At 73.7% G+C, this 19,491-nt stretch carries 20 protein-coding genes and 2 pseudogenes; 14 read left to right on the top strand and 8 right to left on the bottom strand.

Going from position 1 to position 19,491, the window contains the following annotated elements; translation table 11 throughout:
• Window positions 1-42: 42 nt before the first annotated feature.
• Window positions 43-363 (bottom strand): M23 family metallopeptidase, encoded by a 321-nt coding sequence (locus MVA48_RS21875; protein WP_246983621.1) that lies wholly within the window; start codon window positions 361-363, stop codon window positions 43-45.
• A 521-nt stretch (window positions 364-884) separates the two neighbouring features.
• On the opposite strand from MVA48_RS21875, the gene rpsB reads away from it, so the two are divergent.
• From rpsB to MVA48_RS21900, 5 genes are all read left to right on the top strand, one after another.
• Window positions 885-1,817, top strand: coding sequence for a 30S ribosomal protein S2 (rpsB, locus tag MVA48_RS21880; RefSeq protein ID WP_246983622.1), 933 nt, complete (start codon window positions 885-887; stop codon window positions 1,815-1,817).
• A gap of 46 nt (window positions 1,818-1,863) precedes the next feature.
• Window positions 1,864-2,679 carry a translation elongation factor Ts gene (tsf, locus tag MVA48_RS21885; RefSeq protein WP_246983624.1) on the top strand — a complete coding sequence of 272 codons (816 nt, stop codon included), beginning with the start codon at window positions 1,864-1,866 and terminating at the stop codon, window positions 2,677-2,679.
• Between the two features lie 115 nt (window positions 2,680-2,794).
• Window positions 2,795-3,565 carry a UMP kinase gene (gene pyrH, locus MVA48_RS21890; RefSeq protein WP_246983626.1) on the top strand — a complete coding sequence of 257 codons (771 nt, stop codon included), beginning with the start codon at window positions 2,795-2,797 and terminating at the stop codon, window positions 3,563-3,565.
• A gap of 76 nt (window positions 3,566-3,641) precedes the next feature.
• Window positions 3,642-4,199: a ribosome recycling factor gene (gene frr, locus MVA48_RS21895; RefSeq protein WP_246983629.1), complete on the top strand. Its 558-nt coding sequence runs from the start codon at window positions 3,642-3,644 to the stop codon at window positions 4,197-4,199.
• Window positions 4,200-4,238: 39 nt separating this feature from the next.
• The gene (locus MVA48_RS21900; RefSeq protein ID WP_246983630.1) at window positions 4,239-5,258 is read left to right on the top strand and encodes a phosphatidate cytidylyltransferase; all 1,020 of its coding nucleotides are present in this window, start codon (window positions 4,239-4,241) and stop codon (window positions 5,256-5,258) included.
• A gap of 1 nt (window position 5,259) precedes the next feature.
• Here the strand turns inward: MVA48_RS21900 and MVA48_RS21905 are convergent, their stop codons facing one another.
• Window positions 5,260-6,363 carry a GNAT family N-acetyltransferase gene (locus tag MVA48_RS21905; RefSeq protein WP_246983632.1) on the bottom strand — a complete coding sequence of 368 codons (1,104 nt, stop codon included), beginning with the start codon at window positions 6,361-6,363 and terminating at the stop codon, window positions 5,260-5,262.
• A 17-nt stretch (window positions 6,364-6,380) separates the two neighbouring features.
• Here MVA48_RS21905 and MVA48_RS21910 point away from each other — a divergent pair, with 17 nt between their 5' ends.
• A complete protein-coding gene (locus MVA48_RS21910) occupies window positions 6,381-7,346 on the top strand; it encodes a DUF2332 domain-containing protein (RefSeq protein ID WP_246983634.1) in 966 nt (321 codons plus the stop codon).
• A gap of 3 nt (window positions 7,347-7,349) precedes the next feature.
• Here the strand turns inward: MVA48_RS21910 and MVA48_RS21915 are convergent, their stop codons facing one another.
• The 4 genes and pseudogenes from MVA48_RS21915 to MVA48_RS21925 all read right to left on the bottom strand — a co-directional run bounded on the left by MVA48_RS21915 (window position 7,350) and on the right by MVA48_RS21925 (window position 9,962).
• On the bottom strand, window positions 7,350-8,114 hold the full coding sequence (locus MVA48_RS21915; protein WP_246983636.1) for a polyphosphate kinase 2 family protein: 765 nt from the start codon (window positions 8,112-8,114) through the stop codon (window positions 7,350-7,352).
• A gap of 17 nt (window positions 8,115-8,131) precedes the next feature.
• Window positions 8,132-8,467 carry a response regulator transcription factor gene (locus tag MVA48_RS24380; RefSeq protein WP_371821170.1) on the bottom strand — a complete coding sequence of 112 codons (336 nt, stop codon included), beginning with the start codon at window positions 8,465-8,467 and terminating at the stop codon, window positions 8,132-8,134.
• A 113-nt stretch (window positions 8,468-8,580) separates the two neighbouring features.
• Window positions 8,581-8,820 (bottom strand): annotated as a pseudogene (locus MVA48_RS24385) (response regulator); the annotation flags it as partial.
• Window positions 8,817-9,962 carry a sensor histidine kinase gene (locus MVA48_RS21925; protein WP_246983638.1) on the bottom strand — a complete coding sequence of 382 codons (1,146 nt, stop codon included), beginning with the start codon at window positions 9,960-9,962 and terminating at the stop codon, window positions 8,817-8,819. The pseudogene MVA48_RS24385 and the gene MVA48_RS21925, both read right to left, overlap by 4 nt.
• A gap of 140 nt (window positions 9,963-10,102) precedes the next feature.
• Between MVA48_RS21925 and MVA48_RS21930 the strand changes: the two genes are divergently transcribed.
• Window positions 10,103-10,498 (top strand): hypothetical protein, encoded by a 396-nt coding sequence (locus tag MVA48_RS21930; RefSeq protein WP_246983640.1) that lies wholly within the window; start codon window positions 10,103-10,105, stop codon window positions 10,496-10,498.
• On the opposite strand, the gene MVA48_RS21935 is transcribed toward MVA48_RS21930, so the two are convergent.
• Window positions 10,476-11,111: a TrmH family RNA methyltransferase gene (locus tag MVA48_RS21935; protein WP_246983642.1), complete on the bottom strand. Its 636-nt coding sequence runs from the start codon at window positions 11,109-11,111 to the stop codon at window positions 10,476-10,478. The genes MVA48_RS21930 and MVA48_RS21935 overlap by 23 nt on opposite strands.
• A 33-nt stretch (window positions 11,112-11,144) precedes the next feature.
• On the opposite strand from MVA48_RS21935, the gene rlmN reads away from it, so the two are divergent.
• Complete coding sequence (rlmN, locus tag MVA48_RS21940; RefSeq protein WP_246983651.1) at window positions 11,145-12,317, top strand: 23S rRNA (adenine(2503)-C(2))-methyltransferase RlmN; 1,173 nt, start codon at window positions 11,145-11,147, stop codon at window positions 12,315-12,317.
• A complete protein-coding gene (locus MVA48_RS21945; protein WP_246983653.1) occupies window positions 12,314-13,024 on the top strand; it encodes a VIT1/CCC1 transporter family protein in 711 nt (236 codons plus the stop codon). The genes rlmN and MVA48_RS21945 overlap by 4 nt, the downstream gene beginning before the upstream one ends.
• A gap of 3 nt (window positions 13,025-13,027) precedes the next feature.
• On the opposite strand, the gene MVA48_RS21950 is transcribed toward MVA48_RS21945, so the two are convergent.
• Window positions 13,028-13,327, bottom strand: a complete 300-nt coding sequence (locus tag MVA48_RS21950; RefSeq protein ID WP_246983655.1) for a DUF2631 domain-containing protein — start codon at window positions 13,325-13,327, stop codon at window positions 13,028-13,030.
• Between the two features lie 74 nt (window positions 13,328-13,401).
• Here MVA48_RS21950 and dxr point away from each other — a divergent pair, with 74 nt between their 5' ends.
• The 5 genes and pseudogenes from dxr (at window position 13,402) to MVA48_RS21975 (ending at window position 19,461) form a co-directional block, all read left to right on the top strand.
• Entirely contained in the window at window positions 13,402-14,598 is a 1,197-nt protein-coding gene (gene dxr / locus MVA48_RS21955; RefSeq protein ID WP_246983656.1) for a 1-deoxy-D-xylulose-5-phosphate reductoisomerase, read from the top strand.
• Window positions 14,556-15,968 carry a M50 family metallopeptidase gene (locus MVA48_RS21960; RefSeq protein WP_246983664.1) on the top strand — a complete coding sequence of 471 codons (1,413 nt, stop codon included), beginning with the start codon at window positions 14,556-14,558 and terminating at the stop codon, window positions 15,966-15,968. The genes dxr and MVA48_RS21960 overlap by 43 nt, the downstream gene beginning before the upstream one ends.
• 780 nt (window positions 15,969-16,748) lie before the next feature.
• Entirely contained in the window at window positions 16,749-17,324 is a 576-nt protein-coding gene (locus MVA48_RS21965; protein ID WP_246983666.1) for a hypothetical protein, read from the top strand.
• Between the two features lie 225 nt (window positions 17,325-17,549).
• A pseudogene (ispG, locus tag MVA48_RS21970) lies at window positions 17,550-18,595 on the top strand (flavodoxin-dependent (E)-4-hydroxy-3-methylbut-2-enyl-diphosphate synthase).
• A 14-nt stretch (window positions 18,596-18,609) separates the two neighbouring features.
• Entirely contained in the window at window positions 18,610-19,461 is an 852-nt protein-coding gene (locus tag MVA48_RS21975) for a GNAT family N-acetyltransferase (RefSeq protein ID WP_246983668.1), read from the top strand.
• Window positions 19,462-19,491: the final 30 nt, after the last annotated feature.

Here is a 19,491-nt window from a genome sequence, read left to right on the forward strand (position 1 = left end):
GTTCGAGACAAGACGGGAGCGTGGCGGGACGCCCCCGTTGTGTCAAGCACCCGACACAAGATTCTCGTCCTCTCGGTTCCACGGCAGCAGGCGCACGCGGAGGGAGTCCAGCAGGTCCAGCGGGTCCAGGTACCTGTCGCCGCGGCGCAGCCCCCAGTGCAGGCAGGCCGCCGCCGGACAGCCCGCATGGCCGCCCCGGAGGGTGCCGATGACGGCGCCCCGCGACACCCGCTGGCCGGCACCGACCGAGGGGTCGACCGGCTCGTACGTCGTCCGCAGGCCGGTCGGGTGGTCGATGCTCACCACGGGTCGGCCCGCGACCATGCCGGCGAAGACCACCACGCCGTCGCCCGCGGCCAGCACCGGGCTCCACGGCGTCCCCCGCAGGTCGACCCCCGGTGGCCGGCGGCGAAGGGGTGCGGGGGTGGCTCGAAGGGCCGCGTGACCGGCGCTTCGCCGGCCAGGGGAGGGACCACGTGCTGCCGGCGGCAGGGGTGGGGCGGGCGGGGTCGGCGGTCGCCGGACGTGGCGCGAGGACGACGACCGGGAGCAGGAGCAGCAGGGCGACCAGGCGGGTGCGCATGCGGGCACCCTCGGTGCCGACGGCCTCCGCGCGAGGGCCGCCGGCGCATCTGTGGATCGACCGGACGGCTGGGGAAGAGTGCCTCCGGACTCGCGTATGCTGTCGGGTGCGGCCCGTTCCGACGGGCTGACTTCGCGCGTCCTTCCTCCCGCCCCTTCGGCGGGGCAGTCGCCACCTCGGTCCCAGCGGGCAACCGCCGGGGGTGTGGCGCCGCGGGACGCCAGGGCGGCGCACCACCCGGTGCCCGCGACAACCGAGAGAGCGCGGCCCCAGGGACGCGCGCGGAACGAGAGAGGCTGCAATGGCAGTCGTCAGCATGAAGCAGCTGCTCGACAGCGGCGTCCACTTCGGGCACCAGACCCGTCGCTGGAACCCGAAGATGAAGCGGTTCATCTTCACCGAGCGCAACGGCATCTACATCATCGACCTGCAGCAGACGCTCGGGTACATCGACAACGCCTACGAGTTCGTCAAGCAGACGGTCGCCCACGGTGGCTCGATCCTGTTCGTCGGCACCAAGCGTCAGGCGCAGGAAGTCGTCGCCGAGCAGGCCACGCGGGTCGGCATGCCCTACGTCAACCAGCGCTGGCTCGGCGGCATGCTCACCAACTTCTCCACGGTGCACAAGCGGCTGCAGCGCCTCAAGGAGCTCGAGGACCTCGAGCAGACCGGCGCGCTGGTCAGCCTGTCGAAGAAGGAGCAGCTGGTCCTCAGCCGCGAGAAGGCCAAGCTCGAGCGCAGCCTCGGCGGTATCCGCGACATGCAGAAGGTGCCCAGCGCCATCTGGATCGTGGACACCAAGAAGGAGCACATCGCCGTCGGCGAGGCCCGCAAGCTCAACATCCCGGTCGTCGCGATCCTCGACACCAACTGCGACCCCGACGAGGTCGACTACAAGATCCCGGGCAACGACGACGCGATCCGCAGCATCACCGTGCTGACCCGCGTGATCGCCGACGCCGTCGCCGAGGGCCTCATGGCCCGCTCGGCCGCGCAGGCCGACGCCGGCCGGGGCGAGGCCGCGGAGCCGGTCATCGGCGGCGACGAGCCGCTGGCCGACTGGGAGCGCGAGCTGCTGACCGGAGGTGCCGAGGGCGCGTCCACCGAGGCCACCCCGCTGCCCGAGACCCCGGCCGAGGCGCCGACGGTCACCGCCGAGGAGGTCGCCCCGACCGCCGGGGTCCCCGCGACCGGCGACACCTCCACCGGCACCCAGGGCGCGCAGAACGGCTGAGGCCGGACCGCGCGCCCCCTCCCGAACGAATCGTCAAGGAAGAGACATGGCTGACTTCACCGCGGCCGACGTCAAGCGTCTTCGCGACGCCACCGGCGCCGGCATGATGGACTGCAAGAAGGCGCTCACCGAGGCCGACGGCGACTACGACAAGGCCGTCGAGCTGCTCCGGGTCAAGGGCGCCAAGGACGTGGGCAAGCGCCTCGAGCGCTCCACGACCAACGGCATCGTCGTCTCCAAGGACGGCGCGCTGCTCGAGCTGGACTGCGAGACCGACTTCGTCGCCAAGAACGCCGACTTCGTCAAGCTCGCCGACCGTCTCCTCGACATCGCGCTGCAGAGCAAGCCGGCCGACGCCGAGGCCCTCCTGGCCACCGAGGTCGACGGCCAGACCGTCGCCGCGCTGGTCGAGGCCGAGTCCGCCCGCATCGGCGAGAAGCTGGTGCTCTCCCGCTTCGCCGCCTTCGACGGGCAGACGGCCACCTACCTGCACAAGCGGGCCACCGACCTGCCCCCGGCCATCGGCGTCGCGGTGCAGTACAGCGGCGGCAGCGAGGAGGCGGCCCGCAGCCTGGCGATGCACATCGCTGCCGCGCGGCCGAGGTTCCTCACCCGCGAGGAGGTGCCGGCCGAGGTCGTCGAGACCGAGCGCCGTGTCGCCGAGCAGACCGCGAAGGAGGAGGGGAAGCCCGAGCAGGCGATCACCAAGATCGTCGAGGGTCGGGTCAACGCCTACTTCAAGGACTTCGTCCTGCTCGAGCAGCCGTCGATCACCGAGCCCAAGCGCACCGTCAAGCAGATCGTCGACGAGGCCGGTCTGACCGTGGAGCGGTTCGCCCGCTTCGAGGTCGGCCAGGCCTGATCGAGGCCCCAGCAGTGCCCGACGGCCCCGTTCCCCCTCGTGGGAGCGGGGCCGTCGGTCTGTCCGCCCCATGCGGCAGGATCGCCACCACCGACACCGAGCGAGGGACGACGCCTTGACCGACACCACCCCACCGCTGTCCGCGCCCACCGCCTTCCAGCCGGCCGACGGCAACGGCTACCACCGGGTGCTGCTCAAGCTCTCCGGCGAGACCTTCGGCGGGGGCACGGTGGGCGTCGACGCCGCCATCGTCCGCAGCATCGCCGAGCAGCTGGCCGAGGTGGTGGCCAAGGGCACGCAGGTCGCGGTGGTGATGGGTGGCGGCAACTTCTTCCGCGGGGCGGAGCTGTCGCAGGCCGGCATGGACCGCACCAAGGCCGACTACATGGGCATGCTCGGCACGGTCATGAACTGCCTGGCCCTGCAGGACTTCTGCGAGAAGGCCGGGCTGGAGACCCGCGTGCAGTCGGCCATCACCATGGGCCAGGTCGCCGAGCCCTACATCCCGCGCAAGGCCATCCGGCACCTGGAGAAGGGCCGGCTGGTCATCTTCGGCGCCGGCGCCGGCATGCCTTACTTCTCGACCGACACCGTGGCCGCCCAGCGTGCGCTGGAGATCGAGTGCCAGGTGCTGCTGATGGGCAAGAACGGCGTCGACGGGGTCTACGACGACGACCCCCGGACCAACCCGGACGCCGTCATGTACGACGACCTGGACTACGGGACCGTGCTGGCCAAGCAGCTCAAGGTCGCCGACGCGACGGCGATCAGCCTGTGCATGGACAACCAGATGCCGATCGTCGTGTTCAACCTGTTGCGCGACGGCAACATCGCGCGGGCGACCGCAGGTGAGAGGATCGGCACGCTGATCAGCCAGCCGTCCTGACAGCCGACCTGACAGGGCGGTGCGACAGCAGACGACGACGACCGGCGGACGGCCGCCGGCAGGAGGAGTGAGACCCGTGATCGACGACACCCTGCTCGACGCCGAGGAGCGGATGGACAAGGCCTTGTCGGTCGCGCGCGAGGACCTCGGGTCGGTGCGCACCGGCCGGGCGGCCCCCTCCATGTTCAACAAGATCATGGTCGACTACTACGGCGCGTACACCCCGGTCCCGCAGATGGCGTCGATCACCGTGCCCGAGGCGCGCATGGCGGTCATCAAGCCCTACGACCAGAGCCAGCTGTCGGCGATCGAGAAGGCGATCCGGGACAGCGACCTCGGCGTCAACCCGACCAACGACGGTCAGATCCTCCGTGTGGTGTTCCCGCAGCTCACCGAGGAGCGTCGGCGCGACCTGGTGAAGCAGGCGCGGGCCAAGGGCGAGGACGCCAAGGTGGCCATCCGCAACGTCCGTCGCCGCGCGAAGGAGGAGCTGGACCGCATCGCCAAGGACGGCGAGGCCGGCGAGGACGACGTGCGCCGCGCGGAGAAGGAGCTCGACCACCTGACCGAGCAGCACGTGAGCCAGGTGGACGAGGCGATGAAGAACAAGGAGTCCGAGCTCCTCGAGGTCTGAGCCCCCCGACGCAGCCCCGCCCATGTCGCAGCCCCGCTCATGACCCCGCCTTCCGCCGACGACCGCGCCGGTTCCTCCGGTCGTGGCACCGGCCCGCTGCCGCCGTTGCGCGCCGCCGACACCGGCCCGGTGCCGATCGTCGGCTCACGCCCCGCCCCGCCGTCGTCGGCCCCCCAACCGGTCGTGGAGGTGCCCGGCGACGCGCTCACGGACGCTCCGTCGGGGGAGCTGCCCGTGACCGAGCAGCCGACGGGTCGCGCCGGCCGCAACCTGCCCGCCGCCATCGGCGTGGGCGTCGGGCTGGTCGCGGTGATCGTCGCGTCGCTGGTGATCTGGCGACCGGCGTTCCTCGTCGTCCTCGTGACGGCGATCCTGGTCGCGGTCGTCGAGCTGACCGGCGCACTCAAGGCCGGCCGTTTCCGCCCCCCGCTGGTGCCACTGCTCCTCGGCACGCTCGTGATGGAAGGGCTGGCGTGGACCCGCGGCCCGACCGGGCTGGTGGTCGGGTTCCTGATCACCGCCCTGGCCGTCGTCCTCTGGCGGCTGGCCGACGGCCCCGAGGGCTACCTGCACGATGCCGCGTCCGGCGTGCTCGTGGCGCTGTACGTGCCGCTCCTGGCCGGGTTCGCCGTGCTGCTGCTGGTCCCCGAGGACGGCGCTACCCGCGTGCTGGCCTTCATCGCGACGGTGGTCGCCAGCGACGTCGGCGGCTACGCGGCCGGCGTCCTGTTCGGCAAGCACCCGATGGCGCCCTCGATCAGCCCCAAGAAGTCCTGGGAGGGCATGGCCGGGTCGGTCCTCGCCTGCATGCTGGTCGCGACTCCGTTCCTCTGGTGGGGGCTCGGCGGTCCGTGGTGGAGCGGTCTGGTCTTCGGTGCCGCCCTCGCGGGAACGGCGACCATCGGCGACCTGGGCGAGTCGCTGATCAAGCGGGACCTGGGCATCAAGGACATGGGCAACCTGCTGCCGGGCCACGGCGGCATCATGGACCGCCTCGATTCGCTGCTGCCCTCGGCGGCGGTGGCCTACCTGCTGCTCTCGGTCCTCGCGCCCGCGTAGCTCACGCCGGCCGATCGGCCTGCCAGACGGATCCGACCACCTCGAAACCGCGCCGGGCGTACCAGTGCTGCGGCCAGCCGGCGGCGGCCGCCTCGAGCACGACGAGGTCGCAGCCGGCGGCGGCCGCGAGGTCCAGGCAGCGGGCGAGCACCGCATCGGCGTGTCCCCGGCCGCGGGCCGCGGGAGCGGTCAGCACCGAGTCCACCGCCGCCGTGGCGCCGTCCATCCTCAGCTGCCCCGCCGCGACCACCCGCCCCTCCTCCCGGACGACGACGTCGCTCACGGCCACGACGCGGTCGTTGAGGTGCTCCCGCCCGACCAGCTGCGCCACGACGGCCTCCGCCCGGCGTTCCGAGGTCAGCTCCCGCCGCCAGGAGTCGGCCCAGAAGTCGTGCACCTCGCGCTGGGGCACGACCTCGGCGCGCTCCCCGCCGTCGACCGGCGTGCCCGGACGGGCCATGAGCCGCAGCTCCTCGACGTCCCAGCCCCGCGCCGCCAGCTCGGCCGCGACCTGCGCGGCACCGGGCCACAACAGGCCCGCGGCCTGGTGCGGCCAGCCGGCGTTGCCGCCGACCTCCGCGGCGGTCGCCTCGATCGTGGCCGCGTCCACCGGCCGGGTCAGGACCAGCCGGTTGTTGTCGCGCGAGTACGGGAAGTCCGGGTCGAGCACGGCGACCCCGCCCGGCACGTCACCCACCCCCACCGCCCGCCGGACCGGCAAGGACGTGACGAACGCCAGAGCACGACCCAGGGCGTCACCGGGGCGGGGCAGCAGCGCCTCGGTCGGCGGCCGGTACGGGACGACGGCGACCACGGCGGTCACCGGCAGCGGCCCGTACAGGTGGGGGAAGCGCATGCCGGCCGGGTCCGACGGCGTGCCCGGCTCGTAGCGCACCGGATCGGTCAGCCGCGCCGGGTCGACAACGAGCAGCACCATGTCGCGCCGGCCCGGGTGGAGCGCCTGCGCCGGCACGTGCACCTGGTCCGGTGTCGACAGGTGCACGAAACCCACGGACGTCAGGGAGGGCGGGTGGACCGCCCCCTCGGCCAGGGCACGGCGCCACTCCGCCGGCTCGATCAGGTGCACGAGGGGAGCGGGAGGCACCCTGCGATCCTGCCCGCATGGGCAACGACGACCGGAGCCGGATCGCGGAGGAGTTCCGCAGCTTCGTCGAGGCGGCGACGGGCATGAGCTCCCCCCTCTACGCGCAGCTGGCGGCCGCCGTGGCGGAGGACGACCGGATCCTCGACTTCCTGCTGTCACTTCCCCGGGCCAAGCAGCAGCCGATGCTGCTCTTCGGCGCGCTGGCCCTCCTCGGCGGGCCCCCAGCAGCCCCCGAGGAACTGCGCGCCCGCATCCGGCGGGACGGCGACCGGGTCCGCGCGACGATGCTCGACCGGTTCACCCAGACCAACGAGCCGGCCCGCTGCGCCGCGCTGGTCACCGCTCTCGGCGACATCACCGGGCCGGTCGGCCTGATCGAGGTCGGGTCGTCGGCGGGGCTGTGCCTGTATCCCGACCGGTACAGCTACGAGTTCGACGGCCGCCCCCTGGGGTCGCGCAGCGCCGTCCACCTGAGGACGGCGACCACCGGACCGGTCCCGGTGCCCGACCGGCTGCCGCACGTGACCGCCCGTGTCGGCATCGACCAGAACCCGCTGGACCCGGCCGACCCGGACGACCGGGCGTGGCTGCGCGCTCTGGTGTGGCCGGGACCGAACGCCGCGCCGCGGCTCGAGCGACTCGACGCCGCCGCCCGCATCGCGGCGCGGGAGCCGGCCACCGTGCTGACCGGCGACCTCGTGGACCGGCTCCCCGAGGCGCTGGACCTGCTGCCCGCCGACTGCACGCCGGTGGTGTTCCACACCGCCGTCCTCGTCTACCTGGAGCGAGCGCGCCGGGAGGAGTTCGCGGGCCTCGTGCGCTCGCTCGGCGTCCGGTGGGTCGCGCAGGAGTCGGCGGGGATCGTTCCCGGGACCGCCCGCGACCTGGCCGGGCCGGAGTTCTTCGTCCTGTCGGTGGACGGCCGCCCGATGGCCCGCACGGCGCCGCACGGCGGGCGGATCGACTGGCTGCCGGAGGGGTGAAGCTCAGCCGAGCGGCGGGTCGGCGTCGATGCCCCGGGCCGCCAGCGCCGACTCGATCGCCTCGTTGACCGTGCGGACCACGGCGACCCTCGCCCATCGCTTGTCGTCGCCGGCGACCACCGTCCAGGGGCCGGCGGGGTGCTCGGTGCGCTCGAGCATCTCCTCGACCGCCGCCTCGTAGGCCGGCCGCTTCTCCCGGTTCCGCCAGTCCTCGTCGGTGAGCTTCCACGCCCGGTACGGATCGTCGCGGCGGGACTCGAACCGGCGCAGCTGCTCCTCCGGCGAGAGGTGCATCCAGAACTTCACGAGGATCGTGCCCTCGGCCGCCAACGTCGTCTCCAGGTCGACGATCTCCTGGTAGGCGCGCTGCCAGGCCTGCTCCGAGGCGAAGCCCTCCACCCGCTCCACGAGCACGCGGCCGTACCAGGTGCGGTCCAGGACGGCCATGCCGCCCCAGCCGGGCAGCACGGGCCAGAACCGCCACAGGAAGTGATGTCGCTTCTCGTCGTAGCTCGGCGCGGCGAACTGGGCCACCCGTACGTGCCGGGGGTCGAGCTCGCCGACCAGGCGCTTGATCGCCCCGCCCTTGCCCGAGGCGTCCCAGCCCTCGAACAGCACCAGCAGGGGTGGACCCAGGTCGCCCGGGCCGATCTGGCCGCCGAGCAGCAGCCGGAGGTGCACCAGGCGGTCCTGGGCCTCCTTCAGCTGCGCCTCCGCCTCCTTCTTCGGCAGGCGGAGCGAGAGGTCGACGTCACCGAGCCGGCTCATGCGCCCAGGGTCGCAGGTCAGGCCCGGTGCGGCGCGGTGTCGACGGCACCGGCGACGAGGCCGGCCTCGTGCGCGAGCACGATCGCCTGCGGCCGGTCACGGACGTCCAGCTTGGCCAGGATGTGCCGGACGTGGCTCTTGACCGTCGCCAGCGAGATGAACAGCTCCGCGGCGATCTCCGCATTGGAGCGGCCCGCACCCACCAGCGCCAGCACGTCCCGCTCCCGGTCGCTGAGCGGGGCCAGCCGCGCCGCCTTCGACGCCGAGGGGGCGGGAGCGCGCACGTAGGACTCGACCAGCCGGGCGACCACCTCGGGCGCCAGCGGCATCTCGCCGGCGGCCGCCGCCTCCACCGCCGCGACCAGCCGGGCGCCGCCGGCGTCCTTGAGCAGGTAGCCGGCCGCGCCGCCCGCAGTGCCCGGAACGTCAGCTCCTCGCCCTCGAACGTGGTCAGCACCAGCACCCGCGTCGGGCTGCCCGCGGCGACGATCCGCCGGGTCGCCTCGATCCCGTCGACGTGCGGCATGCGCAGGTCCATCAGGACCACGTCCGGACGCCGGTCGAGCACCAGCCGCACGCCCTCGTCGCCGTCGGCGGCCTCGCCGACCACGTCGACGCCGGCCAGCTCGAGGATGAGCCGCAGCCCGTCGCGCACCAGCTGCTGGTCGTCGACCAGCACCACGGTCGTCCGGTCGGCCGATGTCATGGCGCGTACCGGACGCCCACGGGCAGCGACGCCGTCAGGGCGTATCCGCCGTCGGGGGTGGGGCCGGCGTCCAGCCGGCCGCCCAGCAGCCGAACCCGCTCCCGCATGCCCACCAGCCCGAAGCCCGACGACGACGCGCGCGGCGCCGGGACGCCGCCCCGGCGCGCGTTGACCACGTCGACCCGGACCTGGTGCCCGTCGGCCTCGACGCGGACGTCGACCGGCGCGCCGGGCGCGTGCCGACGGGCGTTGGTCAGCGCCTCCTGCACGAGCCGGTAGGCGGCCAGTTCGACGCTGGGCGGCACCGGCGCGTCCGGCGGGCGGAAGGTCAGGTCCACCCGGGCCCCGGCAGCACGCGACTGCTCGACGAGCGTCTGGACGTCGGCCAGGCCGGGCTGCGGGTGCAGATCCTCCTCGTCGGCGGCGCGGAGCAGACCGACCACCCGGCGCATCTCGGCCAGCGCCTGGGCGGCCGAGCGGCGGATGGCCTCGACGGGGGCCGCGGCCCGCTCGGGCGCCTTGGCCAGGGCGGCCGCGGCGGCGTCGGCCTGCAGGGCGATGACCGTGACCTCGTGGCCGATGACGTCGTGCAGCTCGCGGGCGATCCGGGAACGCTCCTCGGCCACGGCGACCCGCTCGGCGACGCGCCGCTCGCGGAGCAGCTCGCCCGTGAGCTGGCGCAGCCGCTCGTTCTGGGCCCGCTGGTGGGCCACCAGCCGCCCGGCCGCCGCGGGACCCGCCACGGCGAGCGCCGAGCCGATGGCGGCCTGCCAGATCTCCGGGCCGAGCAGGGTGATGACGACGCCCGCGACGACTCCCGTCGTGGTGACGAGGCCGGCGCGCCACAGGGAGGGGACGTACGCCCCGACCGAGTAGAAGGCGACGCCGGCCATCACGTAGCCCAGGAGCAGGAAACCGTGCGTCGGGATCGCCCACACGGCGGTCATGGTCAGCGCCGCGGTGGCCGGCGCCACCCGGCGGAACGCGAGCGGAACCGTGGAGCCGAGGGCCACCGCCACCGACACCGGCGGACTCGCGATCGGCGCGATCGCGATCTGGGCGAGCGACAACCCCAGGAACACCGCCGCGACGACGACGTCGGCCCGGGGCGGCACCGCCGGGCGAGGCAGCGAGGGGGTCACGAACGCGAAGGGTAGGGCGGTGGGGGCGCGACGACATCAGCCCTGGGGCTGACCGCTGAACCAGCCCGGGGGTCGATGTGGCGGTGGCCGGCGGTTCCTAGCGTTCCCGGCGCTGATCCCGTCCGTTCCAGGAGAACCCCATGACCACGACCGCCGTCCGGCCCGCGACCCGGCGTACCGCGCTGCTGACCGGCACCCGGGTGCTGCTCGGCCTCTTCGGTGCCGTCAAGCTCGCCGGCACCGCGTACTTCCTCTTCTTCGCCACCGCCGAGCAGGGCGGCGAGCCCGAGGGCCTCGTCGACTGGTCGGTGGGCGTGTGGTCCACCGCGCTGGCCGTGGCCTTCCTGGTCGCCGCCGCCCGGCTGGGCCGCGACCGGCGCGTGCTGCCGGCGCTCGCCGCCGTGCTGGTGGTCGACCTGGTGTTCAGCGCGGTGAAGCTGACCGCCTACGACGAGCCGGAGGCCGTGCTCTTCATGGCCGTCGATCTCGTGGTCATCGGACTGCTGGCACTGCTCAACCGGCGGCGTGCTGCCTGATCCAGGCGTGCATGGCGATGCCCGCCGCGACGCCGGCGTTGATCGAGCGGGTCGAGCCGAACTGCGCGATCGACAGCACGCCGTCGGCGGCCTCGCGGGCCTCCGCCGTCAGGCCGGAGCCCTCCTGCCCGAACAGGAACACGCACGCCCTCGGGAGCCCGGCCGTCTCCAGCGGCCGGGCTCCCGGCAGGTTGTCGACCGCCAGGAGCGGCAGCCCCGCCTCGCGAGCCCAGGCGGCCAGCGCGGTGACGTCCTCGTGGTGCCGGACGTGCTGGTAGCGGTCGGTCACCATCGCTCCCCGACGGTTCCAGCGGCGGCGGCCCACGATGTGCACGGCCTCGGCGAGGAAGGCGTTCGCCGTCCGCACCACGGTTCCGATGTTCAGGTCGTGCCGCCAGTTCTCGATCGCGACGTGGAAGGGGTGCCGGCGCCGGTCGAGGTCGGCGACGATCGCCTCGACGGTCCAGTAGCGGTACCGGTCGACGACGTTGCGCCGGTCGCCGTGCGCGAGCAGTTCGGGGTCGTACCAGGGGTCGTCGGGCCACGGTCCGGGCCAGGGGCCCACCCCGACGGTGTCGAGGACCACCTCGGGGAACTCGTCGCGGCCGGTCACGCCCGGCACGGTAGTGGGACCATGGACGCCGCCATGACTGCCCTTCCGCTCGTCTTCGACGCCCCCCGGCGGGGGACGCCCCCGCGCCACCTCGCCGATCTCAGCCGCGAGGAGGCCCGCGCGGCGGTCGCCGAGCTCGGACAGCCGGCGTTCCGCGCCGACCAGCTCGCCCGGCACTTCTACCGCGGTGTCACCGACCCGGCGCAGATGACCGACCTGCCCGCCGCCGTCCGCCAGCCCCTCGCCGAGGCGCTGCTGCCCGGCCTGCTGACCGTCGTCCGGCACCAGACCGCCGACAACGGCCGCACCCGCAAGACGCTGTGGCGGCTGCACGACGGCGCGCTCGTCGAGAGCGTGCTCATGCGCTATCCCGACCGGGCGACGGTCTGCATCTCCAGCCAGGCCGGCTGCGGCATGGCCTGCCCGTTCTGCGCGACCGGACAGCAGGGTCTGACCCGCAACCTCTCGGCCGCCGAGATCATCGGCCAGGCCGTCGCCGCCGCGGCGGCCATGGCCGACGGGGAGCTGCACGGCGGGCCCGGGCGCCTGTCGAACGTGGTGTTCATGGGCATGGGGGAGCCGCTGGCCAACTACGCGCGGGTCCGCAGGACGCTCGACGCCCTGCTCGCGCCGGCGCCCCACGGACTGGGTCTGTCGCAGCGCTCGGTGACCGTCTCCACCGTCGGCCTGGTCCCGGCGATCCGCCGGCTCACCGACGAGGGCCGCAACGTGACGCTGGCGGTCAGCCTGCACGCCCCGGACGACGAGCTGCGCGACACCCTGGTGCCGATCAACACCCGCTGGAAGGTCGGCGAGGTCATCGAGGCCGCCGACGCCTACGCGAGGAGGACCGGTCGCCGGTACTCGGTCGAGTACGCGCTCATCCGCGACGTGAACGACCAACCGTTCCGCGCCGACCTCCTGGGCGAGCTGCTGGCCGGCCGGCTGGCGCACGTCAACCTCATCCCGCTGAACCCGACGCCCGGCAGCCCGTGGGACGCCAGCCCGCTGCCCGCGCAGCGCGAGTTCGTCGCCCGACTGCGGGCCGCCGGCGTGCCCACGACGGTCCGGGACACCCGCGGCCAGGACATCGACGGCGCCTGCGGGCAGCTGGCAGCGGCAGACAGCGTCAGCACGCCGACCGTCGCCCTTCCCATGCCCTCGGTGGAGCCGCCGACCGAGCTGGGCGCCGAGAGCGAGCAGTGACGGCCAGGCAGGCCGAGGCGCACGGTCACCACCACGGCGACGTCTCCGGCGGGTGGCTGCGTGCCGCGGTCTTCGGCGCGATGGACGGTCTGGTCACCAACACCGCCCTGGTCGCCGGCGTCGGCGGTGGGGGCGCCGCGCCCCGTGCCATCGTGCTGGCCGGGGTCGCCAGCCTGGTCGCCGGGGCGATCTCCATGGCCCTGGGCGAGTACACGTCGGTGAAGACGCAGAACGAGCAGCTCGACCTCGAGGTCGACAAGGAGCGCGCCGAGCTCGAGCGCAACCCGGCCGGCGAGCTGGCCGAACTGGTCCAGCTGCTGCGGGTGCGGGGGGTGGAGGACCGGCTCGCCCAGGAGGTCGCCGTCCAGCTGTCCCGCGACCCCGAGACGGCACTGCGGCTGCACGTGGTCGCCGAGCTCGGGCTCAACCCCGAGGACAAGCCCTCGCCGCGGGTGGCCGCGATCAGCTCGCTGCTCACCTTCGCCACCGGCGCGGCGATCCCGCTGCTGCCCTATCTGTTCGGCGTCCCGCTCCTGTGGGCGGCGCTCCTCTGCGGTGGCCTCGGGCTGCTCGTGGCCGGCGCCCTCTCCTCGCGCTTCACCCCGCGACCGTGGTGGTACGCCGGCGCGCGGCAGCTGCTGTTCGGTGCCGCGGCCGCCGGCCTCACCTATCTGATCGGGACGGCGATCGGCGTCGCGGTCACCTGACCGTCATCGACTGCGCCAGGCGTTCTTCCGGCGGAAGTAGTCCCACACCAGGATCAGCACCATCAGGCCGGTGATGGCGATGATCCAGATGTCCTCCATGCGGCCCTCGTGATTGCCCACCAGGTACGCGGTGTTGAAGAGGATCGGGATGATCACCAGACGGCGCCCCCACTTGCCCATCTCGCCGTGCCAGCCCCACTCCTCGGGGCGCTCGTGCGCGATGGGCTGCTCGCCGTGGCGGACGACGCCCTCCTCGCGGCCCGGCTGGTTCACCCGATGCGTGCTCTGGGATACGTCGGTCACCGCGCCATTCTGGCAGTTCGACGTCCGGTACACCGCGTGAGGTGCCGCGGCGCGGCGTCGGGCAGGATCTGCCCGTGACTGCTCCGCGCGAGGTCGTCGTCCTGGGGTCGACCGGGTCGATCGGACGGCAGGCGATCGCGGTCGCGCAGCAGAACCCCGAGCGGATCCGCATCACCGGACTGGCGGCCGGGGGAGGGGACGTCGCCCGGCTCGCCGACCAGGCGCTGATGCTCGGCGTCCGCACCGTCGCGGTCGCGCGCGCCACCGCCGCGCAGGACCTGCAGCTGGCCTTCTACGCCGCGGCCTCCACGCGCGGCTGGGCCAGGGGCGAGTACGCCCTGCCGGAGATCCTCGCCGGGCCCCGGGCGGCCGAGGAGCTCGCGGCCCGCCCCGCCGACGTCGTGCTCAACGGCATCACCGGCTCCATCGGGCTCGGCCCCACCCTCTCCGCGCTGGCCGCCGGGCGGACCGTGGCACTGGCCAACAAGGAGTCGCTCATCGCCGGCGGCGACCTGGTCCTGGCCGCCGCGAAACCGGGGCAGCTCGTGCCGGTCGACTCCGAGCACTCCGCGCTGGCCCAGTGCCTGCGCGGCGGGACCCGGGGCGAGGTGGCCCGCCTGGTGCTCACCGCCAGCGGCGGTCCGTTCCGCGGCCGCAGCGCCGCGGAACTGGCGGGCGTCACCGTCGAGCAGGCCATGGCGCACCCCACCTGGGACATGGGGCCGGTCATCACGATCAACTCCGCGACGCTGGTCAACAAGGGGCTCGAGCTGATCGAGGCCCACCTGCTGTTCGACGTCCCCTATGCCGACATCGACGTCGTGGTGCATCCGCAGTCCATCGTGCACTCGATGGTCACCTTCGCCGACGGGGCCACGCTGGCCCAGGCGAGCCCGCCGGACATGCGGCTGCCCATCGCCCTGGCGCTGGCCTGGCCCGACCGGCTGCCGAACGTGCAGCCCGCGCTCGACTGGTCGACCGCCAGCACCTGGGAGTTCCTGCCGCTGGACCAGGCCGCCTTCCCGGCCGTTCGGCTCGCCCGGGCGGCGGGGGAGGCCGGTGGCGTCGTGCCCGCCCTCTACAACGCCGCCAACGAGGAGGCGGTCGCCGCCTTCGTGGCGGGTCGCCTGTCGTTCCGGGGCATCGTGGACACCGTGGCGCGTACCCTCGACGACGCGCCGGACCTCGGCGTCCCCGCCTGCGTCGAGGACGTCGTCGCGGCGGAGAGGTGGGCCCGGGAGCACGCCCGGGGAGTCATCGCGGGAGGCTGACACTGAGCGGGATCCTGCTGACCGTTCTCGGGATCATCGCCTTCGCGATCGGCCTGCTGTTCTCCATCGCGTTCCACGAGCTCGGCCACTTCTTCTGGGCCCGCAGGTTCGGCATGCGGGTGCCCCAGTTCATGGTCGGGTTCGGGCCGACGATCTTCTCCCGGACCCGCGGCGAGACCGAGTACGGCCTCAAGGCCATCCCGCTCGGCGGCTACATCCGCATCGTCGGCATGATCCCGCCGGCCGAGGAGGGCGAGAGCAAGCGCGCCACCCGCATGCGCAGCTTCATCGCCGAGGTGCGCGGCCAGGCGCTCAACGACGTGCGCCCCGGCGACGAGGGCCGGGTGTTCTACGCCAAGCCCTGGTGGCAGCGGGTCATCGTCATGTTCGCCGGCCCCTTCCACAACCTGGTGCTGGCGGTCCTGTTCTTCGCGATCACCCTCACCGCGGTCGGCACCAGCGTCTTCAGCACCCGGATCGACGACGTCCCGGCGTGCGTGCTCCCGGCCGGCGCGGCGACCACCGAGGAGCGGGACCCCTGCGCCATCCCGATCACCCCGGCGGGCGAGGTCTGCGCGCCCGGGTCGGACGGCTGCGCGCTCCCGCTGCGCAGCCCCGCCGCCGAGGCCGGCCTGCGGCCGGGGGACACGATCGTCGCCATCGCCGGCGCGCCGCTGGAGCCGACGGCCTACGACAGCTGGACGGCGGTGCAGGAGGCGATCCGCAGCAGCCCGGGCACCCCGCTGGACCTGACGATCGAGCGGGACGGCGAGCGCCGTGAGCTGACGGTCACGCCCATCCCCAACACCGTCTACGCCGAGCCCGGCAGCGACGAGACCACGACCGCCGGCTTCCTCGGCATCAGCCCGTCCCCGACCCTCGCGCGGCAGGACGTGGGCGCGCTCCCCGGTTACTTCGGGATGATCGTGACCAACTCCGTCGAGCGGCTGATCGAGATCCCGCAGCGGATCCCCCAGCTCTTCCGGGCCACGTTCCTCGGCGAGGAGCGGGACCGGAACGGCCCGATCGGGGTGGTCGGCGTCGGCCGCATCTCCGGCGAGGCGTTCGCGCTGCCGCAGCTCACCGGCATGGAGAAGATCAGCTTCTTCCTGAGCATGCTGGCCAGCGTCAACCTCGTGCTGTTCCTGTTCAACCTGCTGCCGATCTACCCGCTGGACGGCGGGCACGTGGCCGGTGCGCTGTACGAGAAGGCACGGTCGACCGTGGCGCGCCTGCGCGGACGGCCCGACCCCGGTCCGTTCGACATCGCCCGCCTGATGCCGGTCGCCTACCTGGTGGCGGGTGTCTTCATCGCCCTGTCGGCGCTGCTGTTGATCGCCGACATCGTCAACCCCATCACGCTGGGCTGAACTGCTCCGGCTCTCGATCGGGAGCGATCGCGGCGACGACCGGCAGACCGGCCCACGTGCGCACGGCGCCGAGCGCCTCCCCGGCTCGTAGTAGTACGACCAGGGCTGCCGGGTGACCGAGCGGCCGATCGCCTCGAGGTGCGGCCGCGCGGCGTCGCGGTCCTCGGCCAGCCAGAAGACGTACGCGGCGAGGTTGTGACCGAAGAGCCGTCCCGCCGGGTGGGGGCCGCCGGCCAGCCAGCGGTCGGTGGCCGTGCGCAGTTCGGCGCGGGTCGCCGCGGCGGTCATGTGCCGGGCGGCGGCGATCGGTCCGCCGCGGCCGTCGGTCAGCTCCGCGTGGTGCTCGACGTGCGCCATGAGCGGCAGCAGGCACGTGCCCGACCCCTCCGGCGCCGCCGCGGCCAGCTCGCGGGCGGCTTCGAACATCGTCTCCGTGGTGCCCCGCCACTTCGGGCACAAGGCCTGGAGGACGGCGAAGGAGCCGTGCACGTGGTGCGGCGCGCGGTCGAACAGGCCCTCGACCCGTCGGTCGAACTCCTGCTGCGGAACGTCCTGGCCCCGGGCGATTTCCACCATCGTCACCCACGGCGTCGGGTCGCCGGGGTCCAGTTCCACCGCGCGCCGCGCCACGCGCTCGGCCTCGTCCAGGCCGCCGGCGAAGGCCGCGAACTGCTCCGCCGACGTGGCGTGCGCCTGGGCGGAGCCCCGGGCCGCCCAGGCCCGCTGCATCGCCATCTCCGCAGCGACCGCCGTGGGCAGCGCGTCGTGGGGACCCGCGGCATGCCACTCGTCGACCCACCGCGCGCCGTCCAGCGACTCCGCGGTCAGGATCCGGATGCGATCCATCCGCACGTCGGCGTCCCGCGTCGCCGACAGCAGCGCCGCGGCCGGGCGCCAGTCGCCGTCCCGAGCGGCGACGAGGGCCGCGCGGAGGTCCACGTCGTCACCGACGGGGTCCACCGCCACGACGTCGTCGGGCTGCACGATCCCGTCCACGCCGGTGTGCCAGCCCACGAGTCGTCCGGCATGACGGACGACACGGGACGCGGTGCCCGCCGCCCAGAACGCGGCCGCCCCGACGGCGATCAGCACCGGACGACCGACGTCCAGGGACTCCATCCGGGCGTGCACGAGGCCGCCCACCGCGACCAGGACGGCGAGGTAGCCGACGACCAGCCCGAGGAGCCTGGCCGCCGCGGGCGGGAGGAGCATCGGCGGCTCCGGACGGACGCCCAGCAGACTCCCCAGCCGGCTCCATCCGGCGAGGTAGAGGACCAGGGCGGCGGCGGCGACGTAGCCGGCGGTGACGGCGAGGCCGACACCGGTCGATTCGAGGGTCACGGGCCGCGAGGGTAGGTGCGCGGCGGGAGGAGCTCACCCGACCGGGCCGGACGCGCCGCGTCCCTCACCAGCCACGTCACACCCGTGTCACCGGCATCGCCGTCGGCGAGCGGGGATACTGGCTGCCATGGCGATCCCCGTCGGCCTCGGCATGCCCACCGCCCCCCGCCCGTGCTCGCCCCGCGGCGCAGGACCCGCCAGCTGGACGTCGGCGGTGTGGGGGTCGGCAGCGACTTCCCGGTGAGCGTCCAGTCGATGACGACGACGAAGACCGCCGACATCAACGCCACGCTCCAGCAGATCGCCGAGCTGACCGCCGCGGGCTGCCAGATCGTGCGGGTCGCCGTCCCGGACACCGACGACGCCGAGGCGCTGCCGCCATCGCGAGGAAGTCGCAGATCCCGGTCATCGCCGACATCCACTTCCAGCCGCGCTACGTGTTCGCCGCGATCGACGCCGGATGCGCCGCCGTGCGCGTGAACCCGGGCAACATCAAGAAGTTCGACGACAAGGTCGGCGACATCGCGAAGGCGGCCAGGGACGCCGGCGTCCCGATCCGCATCGGCGTCAACGCCGGCTCGCTGGACAAGCGGCTGCTGGCCAAGTACGGCAAGGCCACCCCGGAGGCGCTGGTCGAGTCGGCGCTGTGGGAGTGCTCCCTGTTCGAGGAGCACGACTTCCGCGACATCAAGATCTCGGTCAAGCACAACGACCCGGTGGTCATGGTCCGGGCCTACGAGCTGCTGGCCGCCCAGTGCGACTACCCGCTGCACCTCGGCGTCACCGAGGCCGGCCCCGCGTTCCAGGGCACCATCAAGTCGGCCGTCGCCTTCGGTGCCCTGCTGAGCAAGGGCATCGGCGACACGATCCGCGTCTCGCTGTCGGCGCCTCCGGTCGAGGAGGTCAAGGTCGGCACGCAGATCCTCGAGTCGCTCAACCTCCGCCAGCGCGGCCTGGAGATCGTCAGCTGCCCGTCGTGCGGCCGGGCGCAGGTGGACGTCTACAAGCTCGCCGAGGAGGTCACCGCCGGCCTGGAGGGCATGGAGGTGCCGCTGCGGGTGGCGGTCATGGGCTGCGTCGTGAACGGTCCCGGCGAGGCCCGCGAGGCCGACCTCGGGGTCGCCTCGGGCAACGGCAAGGGCCAGATCTTCGTGCGCGGCGAGGTGATCAAGACGGTTCCGGAGTCGCAGATCGTCGAGACGCTCATCGAGGAGGCCATGCGCATCGCCGACGAGCAGGTAGCGAACGGGGCACCTTCCGGGGCGCCCGTCGTCAGCGTTCGCTGACCTCCCGCGCACCCGTGCTCCGGACGCCCACCGCCCGGGTCCTCGACGAGGCGGACGAGCCGGCGGTGCACCGCCTGCTGGCCTCCGATCCGGTGGGCGCGTGCGTGCTGGCCGGGCGGGTCGAGGCCGCCGGCACCGCCCCCTCCTCGCTGGGGGCCCCGCTGTGGGGGGTGGGCAGCGGCCGGCAGCTCGACGCGGTCTGCCTGGCGGGGGCGAACCTCATCCCGTTCGCCGTCCCCGGCGCCGAACGGCGTGCCGCGGCCGCGTTCGCCGAGCGGGCTCGCCGGGCCGGCCGGCGCTGCTCGACGATCGTCGGGCCGGCCGCTTCGGTCGCGCCGCTCTGGGAGCTCCTGGCCCCGTACTGGGGCCCGGCCCGTGACCATCGCCCCCGTCAGCCGCTGCTCGCCATCGACGGTCCCCCCGCCGTGCCGCCCGAGCCCCGGGTGCGCCCGGTCCGCCTCGACGAGCTCGACATCCTGCTCCCCGCCGCCGTGGCCATGTTCACCGAGGAGGTGGGCGTCAGCCCGCTGCGCGTCGACGGCGGCACCGGCTACCGGGCGCGCGTGTCGGAACTCGTCCGCGGCGGTCACTCCGTCGCCTGGATCGAGAACGGAGAGGTGCTCTTCAAGGCCGAGATCGGTGCGGTCTCCCGCGCGGCGTGCCAGGTGCAGGGAGTCTGGGTGGCTCCGGCCCACCGCGGCCGTGGCATCGGCACGGTCGGCACCGCCGCGGTCGTCGAGTACGCCCGCCGGTCGATCGCCCCCGTGGTCAGCCTCTACGTCAACGACTTCAACGCCCCGGCCCGCGCCGCCTACCGCCGCGTGGGCTTCCGGGAGGTCGGCCGCTTCGCCAGCGTGCTGTTCTGAGGGACGGTTACTGAACCAGGGCGACCGGCG

The organism is Blastococcus sp. PRF04-17, from assembly GCF_023016265.1.
In the GTDB taxonomy this organism is placed as follows: Bacteria; Actinomycetota; Actinomycetes; order Mycobacteriales; family Geodermatophilaceae; genus Blastococcus_B.